The following is a 26047-nucleotide window of genomic DNA, read 5'->3' as shown; positions in this document are numbered from 1 at the left end:
CTCCGAAATCTTTTATTTATCTTACAATGTTAATGATAAACCTCGAAAGTTAACCAAATATTTGATTAATGTTAAGTTATATTAGAAGAATGTTAATTAAATTTAACATTGGAATAAGTTTTTTATTGTTATTAGATATGTTTAATTTTCACAGTAAACACACTACCAACACCGGACTTACTTTTAACGGTTATTTCTCCGTTAAATGTTTTAACTATATGCTTTACTATAGCAAGACCAAGCCCTGTTCCTCCACTCTTTCTTGCCTTATCAACTCTATAAAACCTTTCAAATATTCTAGGAATATCATCTTCCGGAATTCCAATTCCATTATCTTCAACTTGTAATACATATTCACCTTCAGCACTAAAACTTCGTATAATAACTGTCGCTCCAGTATTAGAATATTTTATTCCGTTTTCCACTAGATTCAATACTATTTGAATAAATCTATCTTTATCTCCATAAAGCATCTCTGAATTAGTTTGTTCAAGTTTTATCTTTATATTCTTAGAATTTGCAAAATTTTTAACCATATTCATTACATCATCAATTTCTCCATTTGGTAAAAATTCCTTTTCTTCTCCTATACATTCACTTTCTATTTTTGAAAGCACTAAAATATCATTAATAAGCCTACTAAGTCTTTCCGACTCCTTATCTATTATATCTAAAAATTTTTTTCTAGTTTCATCGTCTTCAACATATCTTAATGTTTCTGCAAAGCCTTTAATTGATGTTAACGGAGTTTTTAATTCATGAGAAACATTAGCCACAAATTGACTTCTCATATTTTCTAGTCGTCTTATATCTGTTACATCTTGTACCGCTATTACCTTTCCTATCTTCTCCAAATCATACACAATTGTTGCTTTTTTTATTCTAAGCACCCTTTCTATTGGATGTAATAGCTTAATTTCTTTTTCTGCTTCTTCATTTCCATTTAAGAAATTATTTATATCATAATCCTTTATATAACTTGAAATATTTTCTCCAGTGATATTTTTTCTAATTCCAAATATTCTCCTAGCATAAGGATTAATTGTAATTACTTCATCTCTACGATTTACTGCTATTACTCCACTTTCCATACAACTTAAAATGGATTCTAACCTATTCTGCTTGTCTATAACTTGATTAATTTGATTTTGCAATTGATCTGCCATATTATTAAATGTTCTTGCTAATGATCCAATCTCTCCTCCCGTTCCTTGGTTAGCTCTAATATGTAAATCACCATTTGCAATCCTTGCTGTTACATTTTCTAAATCTTTTAATGGTCCTACTATGGTCTTTACAAGTTTTGTAGACAAAAACACAGAAAATCCTAATACACTTATTAATATAACAATCCAATAAATCATAGTATCATAATTGAAAAACACCACTGTTTCAAAAGGAATTGATGTTCTTAATATCGTTCCATCATTAAGCAACGATGCGTAATACACAGTTTTAATTCTAGTTGTATCACTTGACCTTACTGAATAGCCACTACCATTTTTCAACGCTTCTTGTACTTCAATTCTACTTAAATGATTTTCTTCTAGCTTTCCATAAGTATCATAAATAACTTTCCCATTCTTATCTATAAAGGTACATCTAACATCTACACCATTTATTTTGTAAGATTCTATAACCTTCGCATCAGTGATATTTAATTCCTTAACATAATTATTTAAGTTTTCTAAAGCTTCAGTGGTTTTATTCACTTCATTATCATTGGCAATAATTATAAAAAGACAAGTAGCACTAAGTAAAGCAAATATTACAGTTATTATGACACTAGCTAATATCTTACTTCTCATCACTATCTAAAGGGTTAAATCTATACCCTACTCCTCTTATGGTTTCAATATACTTTGGATTCTTATCATCTTCCTCTATTTTCTTTCTTATATATCTTATATGAACATCAACAGTTCTAGTTTCTCCAATATATTCATACCCCCAAACCTTATCCAATAAAGTTTCTCTCTGAAGTATCTTCCCCTTATTTTTTATCAATATTTCTAACAACTCAAATTCCTTCAAGGTTAAATCTACTTTATTATTCTCAATTAAAACTTCATGTCTTTCAAAATTTATCTTCAACCTTCCACTTTCAAAAGACTCTTCATTATAATCTTTTACACTTGTCAATCTTCTAATCAACGCTTTAACCCTTGCTAGCAACTCTCTTACTGAAAATGGTTTTGTTATATAATCATCAGCACCAAGCTCTAATCCAAGTATTTTATCTAATTCTTCCCCTTTTGCAGTTAGCATTATTATCGCAGTCCCTGAAGTATCCTTATTATTCTTTATCTCTTTACAAACGTCAAAACCATCCATCCCTGGTAGCATTAAATCTAATAATACAACATCAGGTTTATTTTCCTTTACAAACTTTAATGCATCTATTCCATTATTAGTTGTAAAAACCTTATAACCTACATTCTCTAAATTGAATTTTAAAAGTTCTAAAATATGTTCTTCATCATCCACTACTAATATTTTTTCTTCTGCCACTTTTATCCCCCCTATTTTATTAATACAAATGAAAATAATCTTCCGTATGCTCCATTTGAAGCCCTATATGAATACAATTTAACTTCATTAGAACAATGAGTACAAAGTGATATAGAATTAATATTTTCTTCTTCTATCCCACATTCCCGTAAATCTTTAAATATACATTCTTCTAAGCTTAAATTTCTATCATTAAATAATATTTTTTCATCAATTCCTTTTTCTAACAAAAACTTTTCCTTCAATTCTTGTGAAACTTCATAACAGCATTTTCTAATATGTGGCCCAATATATGCTTTAATATTTACTGGATTCACACTATATTCTTTCTCCATCTTTCTAACTGTTTTCTTTGTTATTGAACTGAAAGTTCCTTTCCATCCAGAATGGATTGCTGCAACAGAACCTGAAACTTCATCTACTAAAATTACAGGAACACAATCAGCAGTAAAAACACCTATTATACTATTTCTAACATTAGTTATTATAGCATCCCCTTCTTTTTCTATGAGTTCCTCGCCATTTTCTCCATTATAAGAAAAAATAGTATCCGAATGAATTTGCCTTAAGTAAATAACTTTGTCAACGCGAAATTCTCTAGTAAGTCCATTAATGTTATTAAGTCCTTCCTCTGTATTTCTATTAAAATTTTTACTCTCTTCTGATGTAGAAAAAACAACCTTAGTTTTTTCATTTTCTATAACTAAATAATCCTTCATTCTTTTTAAGGTTTTTAACTCTATTCTTTTCATTACTCCTCCTTAATACTTTATAACCTCATTTTAACATTATAAAGTTCTCCCATCTATTTTTATGAAAATAATTAACCTAAGATTAACTTTAGGAATATATAAAAAAACTGCTGATTAATCTCAGCAGCTTTATTATACCTACAAATTAACTAGTAGTCATTAAATTTTTAATCTCTTCCAAAAAAGTGTTTATGTCTTTGAACTGTCTATAAACAGATGCAAACCTAACATAAGCAACTTCATCAACTTCTTTTAACTTATCCATTATCATTTCACCAATATATTTGCTTTGAACTTCTGTTAACATTCCATTTGAAATTGTTTTTTCAATATAATCTGCTATATCTTCAATTTGCTTTCTTGAAATCGGTCTTTTTTGACAAGCTATTATAAGTCCATTAATTATTTTTTCTTTATTAAAGTTTTCTCTAGTTAGGTCTTTCTTCACAACAAGAATAGGAATATCTTCAATCTTTTCATAAGTTGTATACCTCTTTCCACAACCTAAACATTCTCGTCTTCTCCTTATTGTATTATTATCATCTGTCGATCTAGAATCAACAACTTTACTCTCTTCACAGGAACAAAAGGGACACCTCATGTTTATTCTCGCCTTTCCTTATGTTTATTTAATTCATAAAGTTATTATACATATTTTTCTTTCCTATATCCAGTATTATTCACAAATATTATTATTACTAGTCCCATTTATATCTACCAATATTACATCTAGACCTATTTTAATTATTTTGTTCCACGGTATTTCTATATCTTCTGTTTTAGAGAACCATCCTTTAGTTTCACCTGGTAAAATAATAGATAAAACTCTATGTTCATCACAGTCAATCTTTATATCTTTAATAAATCCAACTTTAGCTCCAGCATTTATATCTATTACTTCCATCATCTTCATTGCATTTATTGAATTTAAACTTTCCTCCATACCTATCCCCCGACTTTATCTTGATTTTTATACATTATATTCAAATTGTAAATTATTATAACTTAATATTCTAATAAATGAGGCGTTAGAATATTCCTAACGCCTTTAAACATTTTTCCTCATGTGCTTTAATGCTGTTTTTTCAAGCCTAGATACCTGTGCTTGAGATATACCAATCTCATTTGCAACTTCCATCTGTGTTCTTCCATTAAAAAATCTTAAATTTAATATGAGTTTTTCTCTATCTGTTAATTTCTTCATAGCCTCTTTTATCGATATATTTTCAAGCCAGCTTTCATCAGTATTTTTACTATCACTAACCTGATCCATTACATAAATTGCATCTCCACCATCATGATAAATAGGTTCATATAGTGATACTGGATCCTGAATAGCATCAAGAGCAAATACAACATCTTCTCTAGGTAGATTAAGTTCTTTTGAAATTTGCGATATAGAAGGTTCTTTATTATTGTCCTTTATTAATTTATCTCTTACAACTAAAGCTTTATATGCAATATCTCGAAGAGACCTACTAACTCTAATTGAATTATTGTCTCTTAAATACCTCCTAATCTCTCCAATAATCATAGGTACCGCATATGTAGAAAATTTTACATTTTGATTTAAATCGAAATTGTCTATTGCTTTCATTAATCCAATGCATCCAACTTGAAATAAATCATCTACATTTTCTCCTCTATTATTAAATCTCTGAATAACGCTTAGCACAAGCCTTAAATTACCTTTTATAAAGGTCTCTCTAGCCATACTATCCCCATTATGCATTTGTATAAGTAACGATCTCTTCTCCTTCTCTTTTAGTACTGGGAGTTTAGATGTATTTACTCCACATATTTCTACTTTATTAATGATCAATATCATCAACCCCTTCGGAAGTAATAACTAACTGCATTAATAATTATCTCCGATAGAAGATTCTTTTATACTAAAGACAAACTATAGCATTCTACTAATTTCTTTTTTTAACCTATTAATAATTTTCTTTTCAAGTCTAGAAATATATGACTGAGATATCCCAAGCATGTCAGCAACCTCTTTCTGAGTCTTCTCTCTAGTTCCAAATAATCCAAATCTTAATTTAACAATTTCTTTTTCTCTTTCATTTAAATTTTTAAAAGCCATGAATAATAATTGCTTATCTACTTCATCTTCAATAAGATTATATACCGTGTCATTTTCTGTTCCTAAGATATCTGATAATAATAATTCATTTCCATCCCAATCTATATTTAAAGGCTCATAAAACGATATTTCCGCTTTAATTTTGCTGTTTCTTCTTAAATACATTAGAATTTCATTTTCTATACATCTAGAAGCATACGTTGCAAGTTTTATTTTTTTCTCTGGATTAAATGTATTTACCGCCTTAATAAGTCCAATTGTCCCCACAGATATTAAATCTTCAATATTAACACCTGTGTTTTCAAATTTTTTTGCTATATATACTACTAACCTTAAATTTCTTTCAATTAATGTGCTTCTTACATTCTCGTCACCTTCTAATATTTTTGTTACGAGTTTCTCCTCTTCTTCTTTTGTTAGCGGTGGTGGTAAAGCCTCATTTCTACCTATATAATGAATTTTCTTTCTAAATAATTTGAGTTTTGTTACTAATCTGTTAAAAAATATATCTAGTCTAATCATATTTCCTCCTCTATACTACACCTCTGGATAATAAAGCATTAAAGTCCTTTTCTCTACTTAATATATCTTTACATGGACAAATTATTGCTTTTACCTCTCTAAAATCTTTACCTTCTTCTCGTATCATTACTCTGTCAACTTTGAATCCTTTTAACTTTCCTTCATACCCTATCGCACTATAATTTATATAATATACCTTGTCCTCATTAAATTTGTAATTATAAAACAACCTCTCCTCTATAATTATACATGGTAAATTAGTAATGGGTTCTCTAAGCTCATTTCCAGTATCTAAAAAGCCTTTAATCAAATACTTTATATCGTCTATATAAATTTCAACATCAAATGTGAAATTATTTATTACTGATCTCTCCCTAAAGTAGCTTATAGCTCTGAAATAAATTATATATATAATCATTAGTGCCAGCACCAATGATTTTAAAGAAAAATTATTAATACTAAAACCATTACAAAAAGTATAAGAATTTTCAAACTCTGCAAGATAGAAACATATTCCACTTAATGTTACTGAAGCAATCAAGAAAACCGCTGTGGATTTTATAGCCATTTTCCATCTTTCTTTTCCCATAATTATTAGGCTCATAAAATAAGCTACACAAAATTGTATTGGCATAAATGAAAAAAAACTTAACGTCGGAAAAATCATAACCATTGTATATATTGCACCTAATATTGAAGATAATACTAATTTCTTATTTTTAACCTCTACTCTTATTACATTAAAAGTAATAGACAATAAGAATAGATCAACAATAAAATTTTCAATAAGTACAACATCTAAATAAATTTCCATTTCTTATCCCCCTTCTTTAAGGTTATTATAAATCATTGCTCTTCAAAATTTTGTCACTTTTAATTATTGGAACAACTTTTTTTTAAGTATATTTTTTACATATAGAAACAATAAAATCTAATTTCAAAGTAGATTCTCATGTCTAATATATTAAAATCTTTAAAAGCAATCATATATTTTTTAGATATAAAAAAAAAAGCCAGTCACATTTGACTGGCTTTCTTATTTAACTCTATTTTCTTGTTCTTCTTAAAAATACAGGAATATCTAAATCATCTTCTTGAGTATTATAAGATTGTTTTTCTTCTACTTCCTTCTCTTCAACAACAGTAGCTGCAACTTCTGATTTTTCCTCTGAGGTAGCAACTTTTGCTCTTTCTTGAACTTTTTTCTCTACAAATAATTCACTAGTTACTTCAGCTTCAAATCCTGTAGCTATTACAGTTATTCTAATTTCATCGTTTAATGTTTCATCTATAACAGCACCAAAAATTATGTTTGCATCAGGGTCTGCTGATTCTCTTACAACATCAGCTGCTTCATAAACTTCAAGAGCCCCTAAATCTCCTCCACCTGTAAAGTTTAAAATTACTCCGGTAGCACCATTTATAGATGTTTCTAATAACGGAGAAGCAATTGCTTGTTTTACAGCGTCTGCAGCTCTATTATCTCCCTTACCATATCCAACTCCCATATGTGCAAGTCCTTTATCTAACATTACTGCCTTAATATCAGCAAAGTCAGCATTTACTACACCCGGAATAGTTATTAAATCTGAAATCGCCTGTACACCTTGTCTTAACACATCATCTGCCAATTTAAATGAATCTAATAAAGTTGTCTTCTTATCTGCCATTGACAACAATCTTTCATTAGGAATAATGACTAATGTATCAACTTTTTCCTTAAGATTAGCTATTCCCATTTCAGCAAATCTCATTCTCCTCTTTCCTTCAAATGGAAATGGTTTAGTTACAACTCCCACTGTTAATATATCTAAAGATTTTGCTATCTCAGCTACAACTGGTGCTGCACCTGTTCCAGTACCTCCACCCATTCCAGCAGTAATAAACACCATATTAGCTCCCTTTATAGCAGCTGTAATCTCTTCTCTACTTTCTTCTGCAGCCTTTTGTCCTATTTCAGGATTAGCTCCTGCTCCTAGACCTTTTGTTAATTTTTCTCCAATTTGTATTTTTTGATTTGCATGTGATAGCATCAAAGCTTGTTTATCTGTATTAATTGCGATAAATTCTACATTTTTCACACCTTCAACAATCATTCTATTAACAGCGTTGCTTCCTCCACCGCCACAACCAATAACCTTTATATTAGTTAATTCTTGCATATCAACTTCAAAATCTAACAAAGTAATTCCTCCTTTAGAATATATCTTTAAGAAAACCTTTAAGTCTGCCTAAAATTCCACTTTCTGTTTTCTCTAAAGATTTATCATCTTTCATTTCATTTAATAAATATTCCACTTCAATTTCTGTTGAATTTTTACTTAATAATTTAAAATTATCAAATACATCCTTAACAAGTGCTAATGATGTAATATTAAAAGAATTTTTCATTCCCAAATCATCTTTGGTCACTATCTTAGCATTTTGGTTAAACTCATTTTTGACCAAATCTAAAATATTTTGATAGTAACTTATACCATCTCCGTATATTATTATACTACAAATTCCTCGATAATAGGAAGTGTTTTTTAATCCACTATTAACAATTTTTAATAATTCTTCAAGTCTTGCTTTAGTCACTTCATAAAACAGTGTCTTTGATACTTTTGATGTACCAACCTCTACAATTTCTTCTATGCTTTCGTCATTATAGATTGTTTCATAATTACTAGAATAAATCAACTTTATATTTTCTGCTTCACCCATTGAAAACTTACCACATACTGATAAATCTCTTGTGACGTTATTCCCTCCCACAGGAATATTATCCAAGTATCTTAAAACTCCATTATTAAATAATGCAAAATCAGATGTTTCACCGCCAATATCAATTAGCACTCTTGAATCCATATTTTTATTTTCCTGTAAAAAGATCTTTCTACCTGCTACTATATTAACTTTAAAACCTTTAAATATGTATCCATTATCAGTTATAACTTTCTTGAATTTATTTAGTTCCATACTTGGCCCTAAAATAGCAGTAATATTAATCTTTAAAATATTCCCCATCCAACCAGTAACATTATCATAAATTATTTTATCATCCAAATTATAATAATTAATTATTATATCTACTACTTCTTCTCCTTCTAATAAATTAACTATTTTTTTACCCTTTTCAATTGCTCTTTTAATATGCTTACTAAATACTTTACCTTCCTTTAGATTAATAGTCGGAAATACTTCAACAATTCTTAATCTCCTTGTAGATATACCTGCATATATTTCTGTTATTGATTCATTTGTAATAGCTTTAAGTTTGTCCAATAATTCCGTAAATGCTTTTTCACATTTAACTTCATCAGTTATAAAGCCTTTTTCTATTCCTTGTGATGGCAAAAATGAAGTTCCAAGAATATTAATTTCCTCTTCTTCAGCCCTTCCTAAGGAAGCCGAAAGCTTTGAACTACCAAAGTCAACTGCTGCTATTATTCTTTTTTGCATCTCATATGATTCCTCCTTGCTAGTTAAGTTATATATCATATTCAACATAAAATTACAAAATCCTTTAAAATTCTATAATTTTGATTTTATCATTTACAAGCTAAAATTCCTACAGAAATTATAAGGAAATTTCTATAGGAATTTATGGTTCTCTATTACATAATCACCATTCTCTGCAGCACTTCTCTTTCTACCGCAAAGTTCATTGCCACTTCACTTGAAATTACTCCACTCCTATATAATTCTGCCAATGACATATCCATTGTTTTCATGCCATATCTATTACCTGTTTGAATTGTTGATTCAATTTGATGAGTTTTACCCTCTCTAATTAAATTTTGTATTCCAGGAGTAATTGTCATTATTTCCAAAGCAGCAACTCTTCCTTTTTCATCTTGTTTTGGTAACAACTGCTGAGAAATTATTCCTTGTAATACAGCTGCTAACTGTACCTTAACTTGTTGTTGCTGATTAGATGGAAAAACATCAATAATTCTATCAATTGTTTTTGCTGCACCAATGGTATGAAGTGTGGAAAACACTAAGTGTCCTGTCTCAGCAGCTGTTATAGCTATACTTATAGTTTCAAAATCTCTCATTTCTCCTACTAGAATTACATCTGGATCTTCTCTAAGAATTGCTCTTAATGCATTACTATAACTTTTACTATCATTTCCTATCTCTCTCTGATTGACAATACACTTATTATGTCTATGCAAATACTCTATTGGGTCTTCCAAAGTAATTATATGAGCTTGTCTTGAATTGTTTATTTCATTTATCATTGCAGCTAGTGTTGTTGATTTACCGCTTCCAGTAGGTCCTGTTACAAGTACCAGCCCTCTATTTTTGGTTGTTAACTCTTTTATTATCTTAGGATGATTTAACTGATCTAATGTAGGAATTTCCATTGTAATTACCCTTAAAGCTATTGCATCACTATTTCTTTGCTTAAAAACATTTACCCTAAATCTACCAACACCTTCTAATGCATATGAAATATCGTATTCTCCAATTTCACTATATTTAGCAAAATTATCTGCTAAAATTTCCTTAGCAAATCCTTTCACATCAGAAACAGTCAAATTATCTCCTTCCATTTTTACTAGCACACCATTAATTCTTACTGTAGGCGGAATTCCTACTGTAAGGTGTAAATCAGACGCTTTAAGTTCTACTGTTTTTAATAACAGCTCTTTGATAGAACGCATTTTTATCCACTCCTATCCATTTTTTAATATTTTTTACACAACAAAATACTTATTCTATGAAAAAAACTAAATTCCTCCAAGTTGTTAGAAGAATTTAGCTATTTTCTTAGAGCTTGGTATAAAGCGCCTTTTCTAATTTTTTTAATGCTTTTTTTTCAATCCTTGATACATAAGATCGAGAAATATTAAGCAAGCTTGCAATTTCTCTTTGAGTTCTACATCTGCCATCTTCCAGCCCATATCTCATCATAATAATATTGCATTCTCTTTTACTTAAAATTTCAAACATCTTATTATACAATGCTTTTATCTGCAGATTACTTTCAACTTTATCTATTACTGAATCCTTTTCACTACTTAACACATCAATTAAACAAATTTCATTTCCTTCTTTATCAACTCCTATAGGATCCTGTAAATATACCTCACTTTTTTGTTTCTTATTATTTCTAAAAAGCATTAATATTTCATTTTCTATGCATCTTGATGCATAGGTTGCAAGTCTAGTTCCTTTTCCAATATCGAAAGAATCAATAGCCTTTATTAGTCCTACTGTTCCAATCGAGATAAGTTCATCAACATCTTTATTAGGAAAAGAATATTTTTTTACTATATGAGCAACTAACCTTAAATTTCTTTCTATAAGTACACTCTTTGCTCTCTTATCTCCTTCTTTTAACTTTTTCAAATACACTTCTTCTTCTTTTTCATCTAAAGGTAATGGAAATGTATTATTACCATTGATGTAACCTGTTAATAATAGGGAGCTAGATATAAGATCTAAAACATTAGTTATTAAAAACATCTTACTCCTCCTATCCATGCTTATTACTATACTATTCAGAATAGGAGTATTTATTGACTAAATATCTCAAATTATTAAAATCTTATTTAGTTTTTCTCATTTTGTTGACAGAATACTACCTTAAGTTACTTAGTTTATGAATTTAATGACTTAACTATTTCTCTAAATATTGGTGCTGCCGTATTTCCTCCTCCTAGCTCCTCCCCAGCACCTCCTTTACCCTCTATATTAGGCGTAAAAACTGTCATTGTATATGTTTTATTCTTTATTGTGAAGAAACCAGTAAACCATCCATGAGTATTTTTATCACCACTAGTTGCCGATCCTGTTTTCCCACCGATTGTAATCCCATCCACTTTTGCATTTACACCCGTACCTCTTAACACAACTTGCATCATAGCCTTTTTCATTAACTTACTTGTTGTTTCACTAAATACTCTATACTGTTGAGTTTTAAAATCTTCTATTATATTATCATCACTATCAACAGTACTTTCTATAATAAATGGTTTTATGTATACACCATTATTTACAATAGTATTTGCCGCCCCTAATATTTGAAGTGGTGAAACAGTTAAACACTGACCTATTGATATATTATTAACTCCTGCCTCTTCTTTTGGTATTTCTCCAACTGCTTCATTCCTTCCATCCCCTTGTATTCCAAGTACTCTTGAAAATAACCCCATCTTCTTTGAGTATTCAATAATTGTATCATATCCAATTTCCGTTCCAACTTTTGCAATATAATCATTACATGATTTAACCAAAGCATCTTCTAATGCTAAACTTCCATGAGGCGTTTTACATATAGCTCCCTTACATGTATATACATCACTGAGCGTTACTTCTCCTTTATCTAGAGCCGCTCCTAATGTAATTAATTTAAACACGGATCCAGGTTCATATCCAACTCCTTCTATAGAAAGATTAACATTAGCTTGAGTCTCATCTTTTTGTACCATAGCTCTTATTTTTCCTGTATCTGATTCCATTATTGTTACTCCGACATTTTTTAAGCTATCGAACTCTTTCCTCTCAAGAATTTCTCTAATTTTTTCCTCTATATCTTTATTAATTGTCAATTTAATGTTAGTATTTTTATCTACCAAAACCTGTTTATCTTTTGAATAAATATATCTATCGTTTAAAGAAAATTCCTTTTGAGGCTCCTGATTTTTTGAAGTTAAATTATATATATGCTCTTCCATGGAATCTTCTATTACCTTATCTTTTTCAGGTATTTGACTTAAAATACTACTTATTTTCCATGCTTCTTTTTTATCCGTTTCATCATAAACATAAGTATAAATTCCTTTTATATTTTCAAGTTCATTAATTTTCTTATATGCATCTTCTGAAATGTTATAATATAATTTCCCACTTGACTTCATAACGTCTGTATAATTAAAATTTTCATCTTCACCTTTCATTATAAAATTTAATGCCATCAAATCTTCTAGAGTTTCTTCATAATTATTTAAACTAAATGGCTTCTTATCTATTACTAATACATATTTTTTATTATACTTTAACAAATCCTTTCCATTAGTATCTAAAAGCCTATACTCTGAATCGCTTATTTTCTCTGACTGAAGAGATTGATAATTTCCTAGAACCTCTTCAGACGGAAAAACTTGAAGATAGAAAAGCCTAACGGTTAGAGCCATTAACAAGACCGTAAATATATATAATGTTAATCTTATTCTTGAATCATATCTTGGAATAAAAATAAAAAACACCTTCCCTCTATCATAAATTTTAGACAGAGTGAAAGTGTTTTATTCAACTAATTAAGTATATCTTTCATCTTGGTTACAAGAATATCTATAGCAACTTTATTATGTCCACCTTCGGGAATAATAATATCTGCAAATCTCTTTGTCGGTTCTGTAAATTGAAAATGCATAGGTCTTACCACTGTAAGATATTGATTTACTACTGAGTCAATAGTTCTTCCTCTTTCTTCCATATCTCTAAGAAGTCTTCTTATTATTCTAACATCAGCATCAGTATCCACATATACTTTTATATCTAAAAGATCTCTAATTCTCTTATCTTCTAAAATAAGTATACCTTCAACTATAATAATTTCCTTAGGTTCAACAGGTACAGTTTCCCTAGATCTTGTATGTATAGTGAAATCATATATTGGTTTTTCTATAGATTCCCCTTTTGATAATGTCTTTAAGTGTTCTACTAAAAGAGTATTATCAAATGCCTTAGGATGATCATAGTTTGTCTTAACCCTTTCTTCCATGCTAAGGTGACTTTGATCTTTATAATACGCATCTTGTTGCATCATCACAATCTTTTCCCCACCAAAACTTTCAAAAATTTCATTTGCTATAGTACTTTTACCCGAGCCAGATCCTCCAGTAATTCCTATTAATATAGGTTTATTCATTAATTATCCTCCTTGTATCCTTAAAGACTCAATACTTTTTTTCCTTTAATCAACATATCATTTTCTTTTAATGGCTTATCTACCTTTGCTGTGAATATCATTTGCGCCCTATTAGCCACATCTGTATCTACATTTTTTTCAACATCAAACATATCCATTAATGTTACATTAAAATCAGGTGTACGAGCTCTTAAAACTTCAACACAATCATCTTTAAATACCCTATTCTTTTGTAATATAGTTGCAACTTTTGTTTCTGGATCATATGATTTTACTATTCCAACTATATCATAATTTCTTATGTATGAAGATACATCATAATTCTGTTCACCATTTCTACCAAAGAAGAATCCAGTATGATACTGTCTATGACTAACTCTGTTAAGTATATGCATCCATTCCTCTTTAAACTCATATCCTTCTGGATTTTCAAAATAGGAATCAACTGCTTCTCTATAAGCTTTCACAGCAGATGCAACATAGAATTCACTTTTCATTCTTCCTTCAATTTTCAAAGAATGTATTCCACTTTCTACAAGTTCTGGTATATGTTTTATCATACATAAATCTTTAGAATTCATTATGTATGTTCCATCTTCATCTTCCACAACAGGATAATATTCTCCCGGTCTAGTTTCCTCTACCAAAGCATATTTATATCTGCAGGCATTTGAACATATACCTTTGTTAGCATCCCTACCTAGCATATAATTTGATATTAAACATCTTCCTGAATAAGCTATGCACATTGACCCATGAACAAAAGCTTCCAGTTCACAATCCTCTGGTAGGTTTTCTTTAAATCCTTTAATTTCATTGAAAGTAAGTTCTCTTGCAAGAACAATTCTCTTTACTCCTTGATCATACCAAAATTTTGCAGCCATCCAGTTTACAGTATTTGCTTGAGTACTTAAATGAATTTCTAAATTAGGTGCTGCCTTTTTAGCAGCTACTATTATGGCCGGATCACCTGCAAGAATTGCATCTATACCCAATTCTTCAAGACCTTTTATATATTCTTCAACACCATTTAGATCATAATTTCTCGCAAAAACATTAACAACTGCATATACTTTTCTTCCTCTATCGTGGCAATATTTTACACCTTCTGCTATTTCTTCATTGGTAAAATTATTAGAAAATGCTCTTAAATTAAGTTTTCCACCACCTAAGTAAACAGCGTCTGCTCCAAAATCTATTGCTATTTTTAATTTTTCCAAACTTCCTGCTGGTGCTAAAATTTCAGGTTTAATTCTATTTTTCACTTTTTTCCCTCCTCTTTGTCACTGCAATACCATCTCCCATTGGTATTACAGATGTGATCAAATCTTTATCATTTGATACCATATCTAAATATGTACGCATTCTTTTTACTATTGTTATCTTTCTTCTTTTTACCAAATCATTCGAAGCTATCATTCCCCTAAAAAGCACATTATCAGCAATTATAATACCATCCTTTTTAAGTAATCTCAAGCAATGAGGCAAAAAATGATTATAATGCCCTTTACCTGCATCCATAAAGATCAAATCAAAAGGCTCATCTAAATTCTCTAAGACTTCTAAACAATCGCCTTCTTTTATTTCTATCTTCTCTTGTAGATTGAACTTTTCTAAATTTAGTCTAGCTAATTCAATCATCTTTTCATCTCTTTCAATAGTAACAATATCAGGATTTGTACCTGCTGCTTCATACATAAGAATAGAAGAAAAGCCAATTGCTGTTCCAAGTTCAAGAATTCTCAAAGGCTTTTTAATGCTAACCATAAATTCGAGAAATTTACCAGTTTCTTTTTGTACTATAGGCACACCATTTTCTACAGCAAAATTTTCTATATCCTTTAATATACCTTGTTTATCTGGAATGAGTCCTCTAATATATTCTTCCATATAATCATAAGTAATTCCGCTCATACTTTCCTCCTAATTAATAACCTTGTTTCTTTTTCATATCATTATGTTCTTTTTCCGATTCAGAAAAATATTGCTTTCCGCCTTGTCCCCTTAACGATAGAAAGTATAAATAATTTGTACTTTCAGGATTTAGCACTGCCAAAATAGATTCTTTGCCTGGACTTGCAATGGGTCCTATTGGTAAGCCACCATATTTGTATGTATTATAAGGTGATTCAACACTTATATCCGAATTTGTAAGCACTACCTTCTTATCATATCCTACAACATAATTAACTGTTGAACAAAATTCTAATTTCATCCCTTTTTTCAATCTATTTTCAATAACAGAAGCCACCTTAGGTCTCTCATCATCTAATACAGCTTCTTTTTCAACAAGTGATGCCTTCGTTATTATAGTTTCTATTTCATTATCATCTATTGTTTTTCCAGTTTCATCTGAAATTTCCTTCATCTTAACCTGAAAATTATTTAACATAGTATTAATAACTTCTTTTGGAGTTACCCCTTTATCAAAAAAGTATGTATCAGGATATAGATACCCCTCTAAATTATACTTTTTATTCTTATCTGCTTTCACAAACTTGGGTACTTCATATTGTTTAGCTTCATTTAAAAATTCATCTTTTGAAAACAATCCATTTTCTTCAAACCTATTAGCAATACTTTCTATAGAATAACCTTCTGGAATAGAAATAGCTACTTGATTTTTACTTGAATCCTCTGCTTCTAGAGATTTAATCAATTCTTCTAATGAACTATCTTTTTTTATTTCATATTCACCTGGAAATAAACTAATAGTTTTATATGATATCTTCAAACTCAATTTAACTATAAACTTATTTCGCAAATTTCCTTCTTTATCTAGCTTATCTAAAATAGAATTAAAAGCTTCTCCTTCACCAACATTTATTTCTATGGTGTCATTGTTTGATTTTAATGGTCTACTCACTATACTGTTATAATAATATGCTCCACCTAATAAAATAGCAATTATGATTGTAATAATTCTACTAAACTTTATCTTGATAGTATTTTTCTTCATAAAATCCCCCTATATACAAAAGTAAATAGCCTTTTCGGCTATTTACTTAATTATAATACTATTTATAGAGTTTATAAAGTGTAAATATACTTATACCAACTTAATACTACAAAAATAAATAAATTACTTTTTATTTCTACTTATAAGTCTTCTTCTATCTCCACTATTTAAAACTTTCTTTCTCATTCTTATGTTCAATGGAGTTACCTCAACTAACTCATCATTATTAATAAATTCAAGTGAATTTTCAAGAGACATTACTATTGGAGGTACAAGTTTAACAGCTTCATCTGCGCCTGATGATCTTGTATTTGTAAGTTTCTTACCCTTACATACATTTATATCAATATCTTCCGCTCTACCACACACACCTACAATCATACCTTCATAAACAGCAGTACCTGCTCCTATAAATAACGATCCTCTTTCTTGTGCATTAAATAATCCATATGCAATTGCATCTCCAGCTTCAAAAGAAACTATTGATCCTCTGCTTCTTGTAGGAATTTCTCCTTTATATGGACCATAACTATCAAATACATGGTTCATAATTCCATTACCCTTTGTATCTGTCATAAATTCATTTCTAAATCCTATTAGACCTCTAGCTGGTACCTTAAATTCAAGTCTTGAATAACCATTTACAGCTGATGTCATATTAACCATTTCTGCTTTTCTTGGTCCAAGCTTTTCCATTACAGGTCCCATAAATTCTTCAGGAACATCAATTGTTAAATATTCTATTGGCTCTAGTTTCTTACCATTTTCTTCTTTGAAAATAACATTTGCCTTTGATACTTGGAATTCATACCCTTCTCTTCTCATAGTTTCAATTAATATAGATAGGTGTAATTCACCTCTACCTGAAACTTCGTAGCAATCTGGAGTTATTTCTCTAACTCTTAAACTTACGTTTGTTTCTAACTCTTGCATAAGCCTATCTCTTAAATGTCTTGAAGTTATAAATTCTCCTTCTTGTCCTGCAAGTGGTGAATCATTAACCATAAAGTTCATGCTTAATGTAGGTTCATCTATATGAACAAATGGTAATGCTTCTGGCTCATTTGAATCTGCAATTGTATCCCCAATATTTGCTTCAGTAACACCACTTAATGCCACTATATCACCAAATGATGCTTCTTCAGTTTCTTCTCTCTTTAATCCGTTATATGTAAATAAATTTGTTACTTTATAATTTTTTGTTGATCCATCATTGCTGATAAGTGTTACAGTTTGATTTTTCTTAACCTTACCTCTATGAATCTTCCCTATAGCTATTTTCCCTACGAATGCATTTGAATCTAATGTAGAAACAAGCATTTGTAATGGAGCATCAACATAACCTTCTGGACAATCTACATTTTTTAATATTGTCTCGAATAAAGGTTGCATATCTTCATTTGTATCCTCAACGTTATATCTAGCAAATCCATTTCTAGCTGATGCATATATTATTGGGAAATCTAATTGTTCGTCATTAGCTCCTAGTTCAATAAATAATTCAAACACTTCATCTATAACCTCTTCAGGTCTTGCATCTGATTTATCAATTTTATTTATAACAACAATTGGTTCTAATCCTAATTCTAAAGCTTTCTTTAATACGAATTTAGTTTGAGGCATTGGTCCTTCGTAAGAGTCAACTACAAGTAAAACTGAATCAACCATTTTAAGTACACGTTCAACTTCTCCACCAAAATCAGCATGCCCTGGAGTATCTATTATATTTATCTTTACACCATCATGCATTACAGCTGTATTTTTAGATAAGATTGTAATTCCTCTCTCTTTTTCTAAATCATTAGAGTCCATTACTCTTTCTTCTACTTTTTCGTTTGATCTAAAAATATTACTTTGTCTTAATAAGGCATCAACTAGTGTTGTCTTACCATGGTCAACGTGAGCTATAATAGCTATATTTCTGATATCTTCTCTTTTAATTAAATCCATTATTTACCTCCATAAATTTGGTTTCTCTTTATGTAAACCTATAAATAATTTTTTCCAAAATAAAATTGGATACTATCGTATCCAATTTTCAACAACATTTTTATTTTAAACTTATATACGAAAAAAGTCAATATATTATATTTCCATTATAATTGGTAAAATCATAGGCTTTCTCTTTGTTTTTTCGTATAAGAATTCTCTTAATTCATCTCTCATATTAGCTTTTAAAGTTGCCCAGTCAGTAATCTTCTTTTGTTCACATTCCCTAAGAACATTCTTAACTATTTCTCGAGCTTCCTCCATAAGTCCTTCAGATTCTCTTACATATACAAAGCCTCTAGAAATAATATCTGGACCAGCTATTACAGTTCCAGTATCCCTTTCTATTGTAACTACAACAGTAAGAATACCATCCTGAGATAAATGTTTTCTATCCCTTAAAACAATATGTCCTACATCACCTACACCTAATCCATCTACAAAAACTTGCCCTGATGTTACAGTACCGCTCTTTTTAATGTAGTTTCTCGTAACTTCAATTACATCGCCATTTTCAGCTATTACAAAATTTCTATCTGGTAAACCTAATTTACAAGCTAACTCCGCATGTTGCTTTAAATGTCTATATTCCCCATGAACTGGTATGAAGAATCTTGGTTTAACCAATGTTTGCATTAGTTTTAACTCTTCTTGACAAGCATGCCCAGACACATGAACTTCTGCCAAGGATTCATAAATAACTTCTGCACCTTTTTTAAATAATTGATTGATCACTCTAGAAACAAATTTTTCATTTCCTGGTATTGGTGATGCAGAAATTATTACAGTGTCGCCTTCAATCACATTTATCTTTTTATGCTCTGATGCTGCCATCCTTGCTAGCGCAGACATAGGCTCACCTTGGCTACCTGTGGTGATTAATACAACTTGATCATTTGGATATTTTGAAATTTGGTCGATTGATATTAATGTTCCCTCTTCCATTTCTAAATATCCAAGTTCCATAGCTACTTGAACTATATTTTCCATACTTCTTCCCGATACAGCAACTTTTCTTCCATATTTCTCTGCTGCATCAATGATTTGTTGAATTCTATGAACATTTGATGCAAAAGTTGCAACAATTATTCTTCCTGGTGCCTTATTGAAAATTCTTAAAAAACTTTCTCCAACCGTTCTTTCTGACATAGTATATCCAGTTCTCTCTACATTTGTAGAATCTGCAAGCATAACTAACACACCTTTTTTCCCTAGCTCTGCAAATCTTGCAAAATCAGTTAACTCACCATCAATTGGTGTGTAATCAATTTTAAAATCTCCAGTATGTAGGATTACACCTAAAGGTGTGTGAATTGCAATTGCAACTGAATCTGCAATAGAATGACTGGTTTTAATAAATTCAACAGAAACGACATTTAACTTAATAATATCCCTTGGCTTAACTCTTATAAGTTCAGTTGATCCTAATAACCCGTGTTCTCTAAGCTTTGTCTCAACAATTCCAAGAGTCAACTTAGTACCATATACAGGAACATTTAATTGCTTAAGTACATAAGGTAATGCACCAATATGATCCTCATGTCCGTGAGTTAAAAAAATACCTCTAATTTTCTCTTGATTCTTAATTAGGTATGAGACGTCGGGAATTACCACATCTATTCCAAACATATCTTCGTCTGGGAATCTAAGGCCACAGTCTATTACTACTATATCATCCTTAAACTCAATAGCTGTTAGGTTTTTACCGATTTCACTCAAGCCTCCAAGAGGTATTATCTTAACCTTCGCTCTTTCTGTTCTCATATTTCCCCTCCTTATTTAATTTTTATATAAACAAAGGAACTCTCACTTAAATTAAGATATCCTTTTATTCATCTAATTTTTTCTGACATTCACTACAGATTCCATAGAACTTAACAGAATGATCAACTATCTTGAAATCATAACTACTCTCAATTTTAGCTTCAAGTTTTTCTAAAAGATCATCTTCAACTTCTATAACTCTATTACAAATATTACATACAAGATGGTGATGCCTATGAGTTTCATCACTATGAACTAATTCATATCTACTACATCCATCATTTAAATGCAGTCTACTAACTACACCTATCTCCTCAAGTAATAAAATCGTTCTATATACTGTAGCCAAACCTATTTCTGGGCAATTCTTTTTAACTTCATCATAAATTTCTTCTGCTGTTAAATGCTTGCCCTCACTATCTACTATAGTATCTACAATAGCTCTTCTTTGAGGAGTTAACTTATATCCTTTTTTCTTTAGTTCCTCTTTTAAAACATTGTAGTCTATATCGATAACCTTACTCATTAACAACACCTCTCTTTTTAATTACTCTTCTATATCCTCTTGCATTAATAATTCATATGTTTCTGCAACTAAATCAAACTCTTTCTCATCTTCTATAGTTATATAACTTTCATTTCCATCTTCATCTTTTATATATTTTAAGACATACGCTTCATCAGCATCCACACCCGCTGGAGTAACAACAACATATTCTGTATTTAAATCTTCAATTTTGAAGAATGTAATAACTTTCATTTTTTCTTCTTTACCCTCTTCATTTAACAGGTAAATAAATTCCAATTCTTTAACCATTTATTTTTATCTCCTTTTGTAATCATTTTAATGACTATATGCTCACATTGTCAATAATAATTTTCAGTTAATAAAATTATTACCTCATGTTAGCTATTCTATCTAAATAACCTTGAAGTATATACGTAGCCGCAATCTTATCTACTATCTTTTTCCTTTTTCCTCTAGACATATCTGCTTCTAACATTGCTCGGTGAGCTGCAACAGTTGTAAGTCTTTCATCCCAAAACTCTATTTTTAATTCTATTTCACTCTTTATCAATTCAGAAAATTCAATTATTTTTTCTCCTGCAAACCCAATAGATCCGTTCATATTTTTAGGAAGTCCTATTACTATAGTCTCAACTTCGTACTCATTGCATATCTTTTTAAGCATCTCAATATCCTTAACTTTATTTTGCCTTCTTATTGTTGTAATACCTTGTGCTGTAAATCCCAAAGGATCTGAAATAGCCACTCCAATTGTTTTTTGACCTACATCTAATCCTAATATTCTCATACTTGTACTCCTGTACTTTAACATATTTAAAGGTGCCCGATATTTAACGGGCACCCTTTATTTTATCTCTAAATAAGATTTTATTACTTCTTCAAGGATTTCATCTCTTTCGAGTTTCCGTACTAAAGCTCTTGCTCCGTTATAATTTGTAATGTAAGTAGGGTCTCCAGAAATTAGATATCCAACAAGTTGATTTATAGGATTATATCCTTTCTTCTGTAAAGAATCATAGACCTCTGTTAATATTGCTTTTGTTAACGCTTCTTTATTTTTAGATACATCAAATTGCATTGTTTGTTCTATATTGTTACTCATAATTCTGCTGCAAACTTTGCAGCTCACCCCCTTACAAATTGTTAAGGAATCCAACTGTTACCTTTAGTATACCCTTATGATATTCCTTTATACTAATACAATTATACTCTACATTTTTCTAAATGTACACTATTTTGCTAAAGATTTAAGTATTTCAAAAACCTTTTCCACTGCTTCATTTACCTTTTCAGGATTCTTTCCGCCAGCTTGAGCCATATCAGGTCTACCGCCACCGCTTCCTCCAACTATTGAAGCAACTTCCTTAATTATTTTACCACAATGAACACCTAAATTTGTGCAATCCTTAGTTGCCATAGAGACTAAATTAACCTTTTCTGAAGTATTGCTAACTAAAACAACAACTCCTGTACCCATCTTATTTCTAATCTTATCAGCTAAATCTCTAAGCGCATTTCCATCAACATTCTCTAAAGAATATGAAATTACCTTTATATCATTTATAACTTTAGCAGACTTTAATATCTCCTCTTCGATACCACTTGTTAGCTTACTCTTTAATTCAGCAATTTCTTTTTCTTTTTCCTTAATTTCTGAATTTTGTGCCATTATCTTGTTTACTATATCTTTATCATTACATTTTAAGGCATGACATGCATCCTTTAATATATTTTGCTTTTCTTCTATAAACTTAATTGCATTAAATCCTGTTACTGCTTCTATTCTTCTAGTACCAGCTGCAACCCCACTTTCTCCAATTATCCTAAATAGCCCTATTTCTCCAGTGTTACCTACATGAGTTCCACCACATAATTCTTTAGAAAACTCTCCTACTGATACAACTCTTACCTTATCTCCATATTTGTCATCAAATAAAGCCATTGCTCCACTCTCTTTTGCTTCTTCTAAAGTCATAAGATTAGTTTCAACTGAATAAACCTCCATGATTTTTTCATTTACTAAAGCTTCTACCTTATCTAATTCATCCAATGATAAGCCTTGGAAATGTGTAAAGTCAAATCTTAGTCTTTCATCGTCAACATAAGATCCAGCTTGATTCACATGCTCGCCAATAACTTCTTTTAATGCTTCTTGTAGCATATGCGTTGCAGTGTGATTCCTACTTATATTATTTCTTCTTAACTTATCTACCTTAAGAGTAACTTCATCACCTTCGCTTATAATACCTTCTTGAACTCTTACATAATGTATAGTTTTTCCACCAACATTCTTCTTAGTATTATATACTTCAGCAACTAAGCCCTTACCTAAAATAACACCATTATCTCCTACTTGCCCCCCCATTTCAGCATAAAATGGAGTTTTATCAGTTAGGATAAATCCTTCTTCCCCAGCAGATAAACTTTTTATAAATTCTGTTTCATTGGCTAAAACCATCACTTTGCTAGTAACTTCAAGTGACTTATATCCAACAAATTCACTTGAAACAGATGCATCTATCTTATTTATAGCTAATTCTTCACTACCCATATAAGAAGATTCACCTCTTGCATTTCTAGCTCTTGTTCTTTGATCTTCCATTTCTTTCTCAAAGTTTTCTTTATCAACTTTTAATCCTTTTTCATCACAAATTTCTTCTGTTAATTCATAAGGAAAACCAAATGTATCATATAACTTAAATGCTTTATCTCCAGCTAAAGTATCCTTACCATCTTTTATTAATTCATCAATATAACCTAAAAGTATATTCATACCAGAATCTATAGTCTCATTAAATCTTTCCTCTTCTAATGACACTATTTTTTCAATGTATTCCTGATTTTCTTTAAGTTCTGGATAAGCACCTCCATAGTTTTTAACTACTTCATCTACTATTTCTGTTAAGAATAATCCTTTAATTCCAAGAAGTCTTCCATGTCTTGCAGCTCTTCTAAGTAGTCTTCTAAGAACATATCCTCTACCTTCATTACTTGGGCCAACTCCATCAGAAATAAGCATAGTTACACCTTTAACGTGGTCGGTTATTATTCTAAGTGAAACATCCTTATCTTTATCTTCTCCATATTTAACCCCTGATAAACTAGATACCTTTGCTAAAATATTTTTAACAGTATCTATTTCGAATATATTATCAACACCTTGCATTATTGTTGCAATTCTTTCAAGTCCCATTCCAGTATCTATATTAGGATGATCCAATTTGTTGTAATTTCCATCCTCATCTTTATCAAATTGAGTAAATACTAAATTCCAGAATTCAACTACTCTATCTTCATCGGCAGCCTTTAAGAAGTCATCTACATTTCTTATTGTGCCATCTCCTCTATCGTAGTGAATTTCTGTACATGGTCCACATGGTCCCACTCCGATTTCCCAGAAATTATCATCTTTTCCTAATCTAAAGATTCTATCAACATCTACATCAGTTTTATTCTTCCAAATTTCAAAAGCCTCATCATCCTCTAGATATATTGTCACATATAGCTTATCTTTGGAAATTCCCAAAACTTCTGTAATAAACTCCCATGCCCAAGGAATTATTTCTTCCTTAAAGTAATCGCCAAAAGAGAAGTTTCCTAGCATCTCAAAGAATGTTCCATGCCTTGAAGTTTTTCCAACATTCTCAATATCACCAGTTCTTATACACTTTTGACATGTAGTAACCCTTCTTTTTGGTGGTTCTTGTAGCCCTGTAAAATATGGCTTCAATGGTGCCATACCTGCATTTATTAATAATAAACTCTTATCATTTTTGGGAACAAGAGAAAAACTTTTCATTCTTAAATGTTCTTTACCTTCAAAGAATTTTAAAAACTCTTCTCTTAGATCATTAGTTCCTATCTTCTTCATTTTTATTCCTCCATTAGATCATAATAAATAAAAAAAGCCCTCATCCCCAGCAAAGGGACGAAAGCATACTTCCGCGGTACCACCCTAATTATGTAAAAAATACATCTCTTAGATACTATATAGCTCCTAGGTAGCTTCGAAATATATTGCAAAAAGTTTTCACCAACCACTTTCTCTCTTAATACCAATCATATATCTACTAATCCTAATCATCACTTAATATTCATTTTCTTCTAAATTATATTTTAAGTTTTAACATCTGTCAATATTTTTATATTCTTATCAAAAACTTTTAAAATATATAGTAATTAATATCTTCCCAAATAACTTTGATTATGACTCCTATAGGTACTGCTACTAGCATTCCAATAAACCCACCAAAGTTTTCTCCTATGATTAGTAATATAATTATCATTAAAGGATGAATATTTATACTATCTCCTGTTATTTTAGGTGATAATATATTCCCTTCAATCTGCTGAAGTATCAACAAAGCAATCCCTGTCCATAGTCCTTTTGTAGGAGAGTCTAATAATGCTATAAAAACTATTGGAGCAGCTCCAAAAATAGGTCCAAAGTATGGAATAATATTCAATATACCATTTAATATTGAAAGTCCTATTGAAAATTTCACTTTTAAAGCTATCAATACAATAAAGGTTACTACTCCTACAATAGCAGACAAAACCAACTGGCTACCAATATATCTACTTAAAAGTCTATTAATATCAGATATTATTATCTTAGTTACTCTTCTTTTTTTTAGTGGAACTAAATTTAAAAACTTAGCATTAATCTCTTTGTTTTCTGTTAAAAAATAATAAGTAACCACTGGAACAACAGCCATGGATAACATATGTTCACTTATAGAAATTATGTACTCAATAGATTCTCTTGATAGAAAACTTAAAAATCCTCCAATCTTAACTTTGCTTTCTTCATATATAAACTTAACAAAAGTGGAATTAAAATACCTAGAATTTTCTAACTTTTCTTCTATAAGCATAGTTATTCTTTTTATAACTGGTCCTAAATTATTAATTTCTCTAAAAATAGAAGGAATCAATAATATTAATGATATCACAAAAATAGTTATCAAAAATAAAATTAAAACAATAGAAATTATGCTGTTTTTCACTTTTGTTCTTTCATTAATAAAATTTCTAATAGGAACTAAAATATATGCAATTAAAT

Annotated in this window: 25 protein-coding genes and 1 other annotated feature; all 25 genes read right to left on the bottom strand. The window is 30.1% G+C overall.

Translation table 11 applies throughout. The annotated features are described in order from the left end of the window. Positions 1-131: 131 nt before the first annotated feature. Positions 132-1808 carry a HAMP domain-containing sensor histidine kinase gene (locus tag H9661_RS03300; protein WP_143314835.1) on the bottom strand — a complete coding sequence of 559 codons (1677 nt, stop codon included), beginning with the start codon at positions 1806-1808 and terminating at the stop codon, positions 132-134. Then, positions 1798-2511 carry a response regulator transcription factor gene (locus H9661_RS03295; RefSeq protein ID WP_143314834.1) on the bottom strand — a complete coding sequence of 238 codons (714 nt, stop codon included), beginning with the start codon at positions 2509-2511 and terminating at the stop codon, positions 1798-1800. The genes H9661_RS03300 and H9661_RS03295 overlap by 11 nt, the downstream gene beginning before the upstream one ends. Positions 2512-2522: 11 nt before the next feature. Continuing rightward, positions 2523-3263 (bottom strand): peptidoglycan editing factor PgeF, encoded by a 741-nt coding sequence (gene pgeF, locus H9661_RS03290; protein WP_191767721.1) that lies wholly within the window; start codon positions 3261-3263, stop codon positions 2523-2525. 145 nt (positions 3264-3408) lie between these two features. Then, entirely contained in the window at positions 3409-3864 is a 456-nt protein-coding gene (nrdR, locus tag H9661_RS03285) for a transcriptional regulator NrdR (RefSeq protein ID WP_143314832.1), read from the bottom strand. Between the two features lie 75 nt (positions 3865-3939). Then, complete coding sequence (locus tag H9661_RS03280; protein WP_143314831.1) at positions 3940-4206, bottom strand: YlmC/YmxH family sporulation protein; 267 nt, start codon at positions 4204-4206, stop codon at positions 3940-3942. 105 nt (positions 4207-4311) lie between these two features. Further along, positions 4312-5085: an RNA polymerase sporulation sigma factor SigG gene (gene sigG / locus H9661_RS03275; RefSeq protein ID WP_143314830.1), complete on the bottom strand. Its 774-nt coding sequence runs from the start codon at positions 5083-5085 to the stop codon at positions 4312-4314. 81 nt (positions 5086-5166) lie between these two features. After that, the gene (sigE, locus tag H9661_RS03270; RefSeq protein WP_143314829.1) at positions 5167-5874 is read right to left on the bottom strand and encodes an RNA polymerase sporulation sigma factor SigE; all 708 of its coding nucleotides are present in this window, start codon (positions 5872-5874) and stop codon (positions 5167-5169) included. 10 nt (positions 5875-5884) lie between these two features. Further along, a complete protein-coding gene (locus tag H9661_RS03265) occupies positions 5885-6688 on the bottom strand; it encodes a sigma-E processing peptidase SpoIIGA (RefSeq protein ID WP_143314828.1) in 804 nt (267 codons plus the stop codon). 232 nt (positions 6689-6920) lie between these two features. Continuing rightward, entirely contained in the window at positions 6921-8057 is a 1137-nt protein-coding gene (ftsZ, locus tag H9661_RS03260; protein WP_143314827.1) for a cell division protein FtsZ, read from the bottom strand. A 13-nt stretch (positions 8058-8070) separates the two neighbouring features. Then, positions 8071-9318: a cell division FtsA domain-containing protein gene (locus H9661_RS03255; RefSeq protein WP_191767720.1), complete on the bottom strand. Its 1248-nt coding sequence runs from the start codon at positions 9316-9318 to the stop codon at positions 8071-8073. A 155-nt stretch (positions 9319-9473) separates the two neighbouring features. After that, positions 9474-10529, bottom strand: a complete 1056-nt coding sequence (locus H9661_RS03250; RefSeq protein WP_191767719.1) for a type IV pilus twitching motility protein PilT — start codon at positions 10527-10529, stop codon at positions 9474-9476. A 106-nt stretch (positions 10530-10635) separates the two neighbouring features. Further along, complete coding sequence (gene sigK, locus H9661_RS03245; protein ID WP_143314824.1) at positions 10636-11334, bottom strand: RNA polymerase sporulation sigma factor SigK; 699 nt, start codon at positions 11332-11334, stop codon at positions 10636-10638. A 134-nt stretch (positions 11335-11468) separates the two neighbouring features. Then, positions 11469-13076 carry a peptidoglycan D,D-transpeptidase FtsI family protein gene (locus tag H9661_RS03240; RefSeq protein ID WP_341480404.1) on the bottom strand — a complete coding sequence of 536 codons (1608 nt, stop codon included), beginning with the start codon at positions 13074-13076 and terminating at the stop codon, positions 11469-11471. Between the two features lie 47 nt (positions 13077-13123). After that, positions 13124-13741, bottom strand: a complete 618-nt coding sequence (gene udk, locus H9661_RS03235) for a uridine kinase (RefSeq protein WP_191767718.1) — start codon at positions 13739-13741, stop codon at positions 13124-13126. 20 nt (positions 13742-13761) lie between these two features. Then, complete coding sequence (locus H9661_RS03230) at positions 13762-15006, bottom strand: peptidase U32 family protein (protein WP_243129519.1); 1245 nt, start codon at positions 15004-15006, stop codon at positions 13762-13764. Next, a complete protein-coding gene (locus H9661_RS03225; RefSeq protein WP_191767717.1) occupies positions 14996-15655 on the bottom strand; it encodes an O-methyltransferase in 660 nt (219 codons plus the stop codon). The genes H9661_RS03230 and H9661_RS03225 overlap by 11 nt, the downstream gene beginning before the upstream one ends. A 13-nt stretch (positions 15656-15668) precedes the next feature. Further along, complete coding sequence (gene mltG, locus H9661_RS03220; protein ID WP_143314821.1) at positions 15669-16700, bottom strand: endolytic transglycosylase MltG; 1032 nt, start codon at positions 16698-16700, stop codon at positions 15669-15671. Positions 16701-16823: 123 nt separating this feature from the next. Next, a complete protein-coding gene (gene typA, locus H9661_RS03215) occupies positions 16824-18650 on the bottom strand; it encodes a translational GTPase TypA (protein WP_143314820.1) in 1827 nt (608 codons plus the stop codon). A 135-nt stretch (positions 18651-18785) separates the two neighbouring features. Then, on the bottom strand, positions 18786-20453 hold the full coding sequence (locus H9661_RS03210; RefSeq protein WP_191767716.1) for a ribonuclease J: 1668 nt from the start codon (positions 20451-20453) through the stop codon (positions 18786-18788). Positions 20454-20517: 64 nt separating this feature from the next. Continuing rightward, on the bottom strand, positions 20518-20979 hold the full coding sequence (locus tag H9661_RS03205; RefSeq protein ID WP_143314818.1) for a Fur family transcriptional regulator: 462 nt from the start codon (positions 20977-20979) through the stop codon (positions 20518-20520). Between the two features lie 21 nt (positions 20980-21000). Further along, positions 21001-21270: a DUF1292 domain-containing protein gene (locus H9661_RS03200; RefSeq protein WP_143314817.1), complete on the bottom strand. Its 270-nt coding sequence runs from the start codon at positions 21268-21270 to the stop codon at positions 21001-21003. Positions 21271-21349: 79 nt separating this feature from the next. Beyond that, complete coding sequence (gene ruvX, locus H9661_RS03195) at positions 21350-21769, bottom strand: Holliday junction resolvase RuvX (RefSeq protein WP_143314816.1); 420 nt, start codon at positions 21767-21769, stop codon at positions 21350-21352. Positions 21770-21826: 57 nt separating this feature from the next. Continuing rightward, complete coding sequence (locus tag H9661_RS03190) at positions 21827-22084, bottom strand: IreB family regulatory phosphoprotein (protein ID WP_143314815.1); 258 nt, start codon at positions 22082-22084, stop codon at positions 21827-21829. Positions 22085-22213: 129 nt separating this feature from the next. Beyond that, on the bottom strand, positions 22214-24853 hold the full coding sequence (alaS, locus tag H9661_RS03185) for an alanine--tRNA ligase (RefSeq protein WP_191767715.1): 2640 nt from the start codon (positions 24851-24853) through the stop codon (positions 22214-22216). Positions 24854-24903: 50 nt separating this feature from the next. After that, positions 24904-25075 (bottom strand) — a binding site (T-box leader). 70 nt (positions 25076-25145) lie between these two features. Then, on the bottom strand, positions 25146-26047 hold a 902-nt coding region (locus H9661_RS03180), incomplete at its 5' end, for an AI-2E family transporter (RefSeq protein WP_191767714.1).

It is taken from the genome of Clostridium cibarium, from assembly GCF_014836335.1.
Lineage (GTDB): Bacteria > Bacillota > Clostridia > Clostridiales > Clostridiaceae > Clostridium > Clostridium cibarium.
This window is presented reverse-complemented; position numbering and strand designations above follow the sequence as displayed.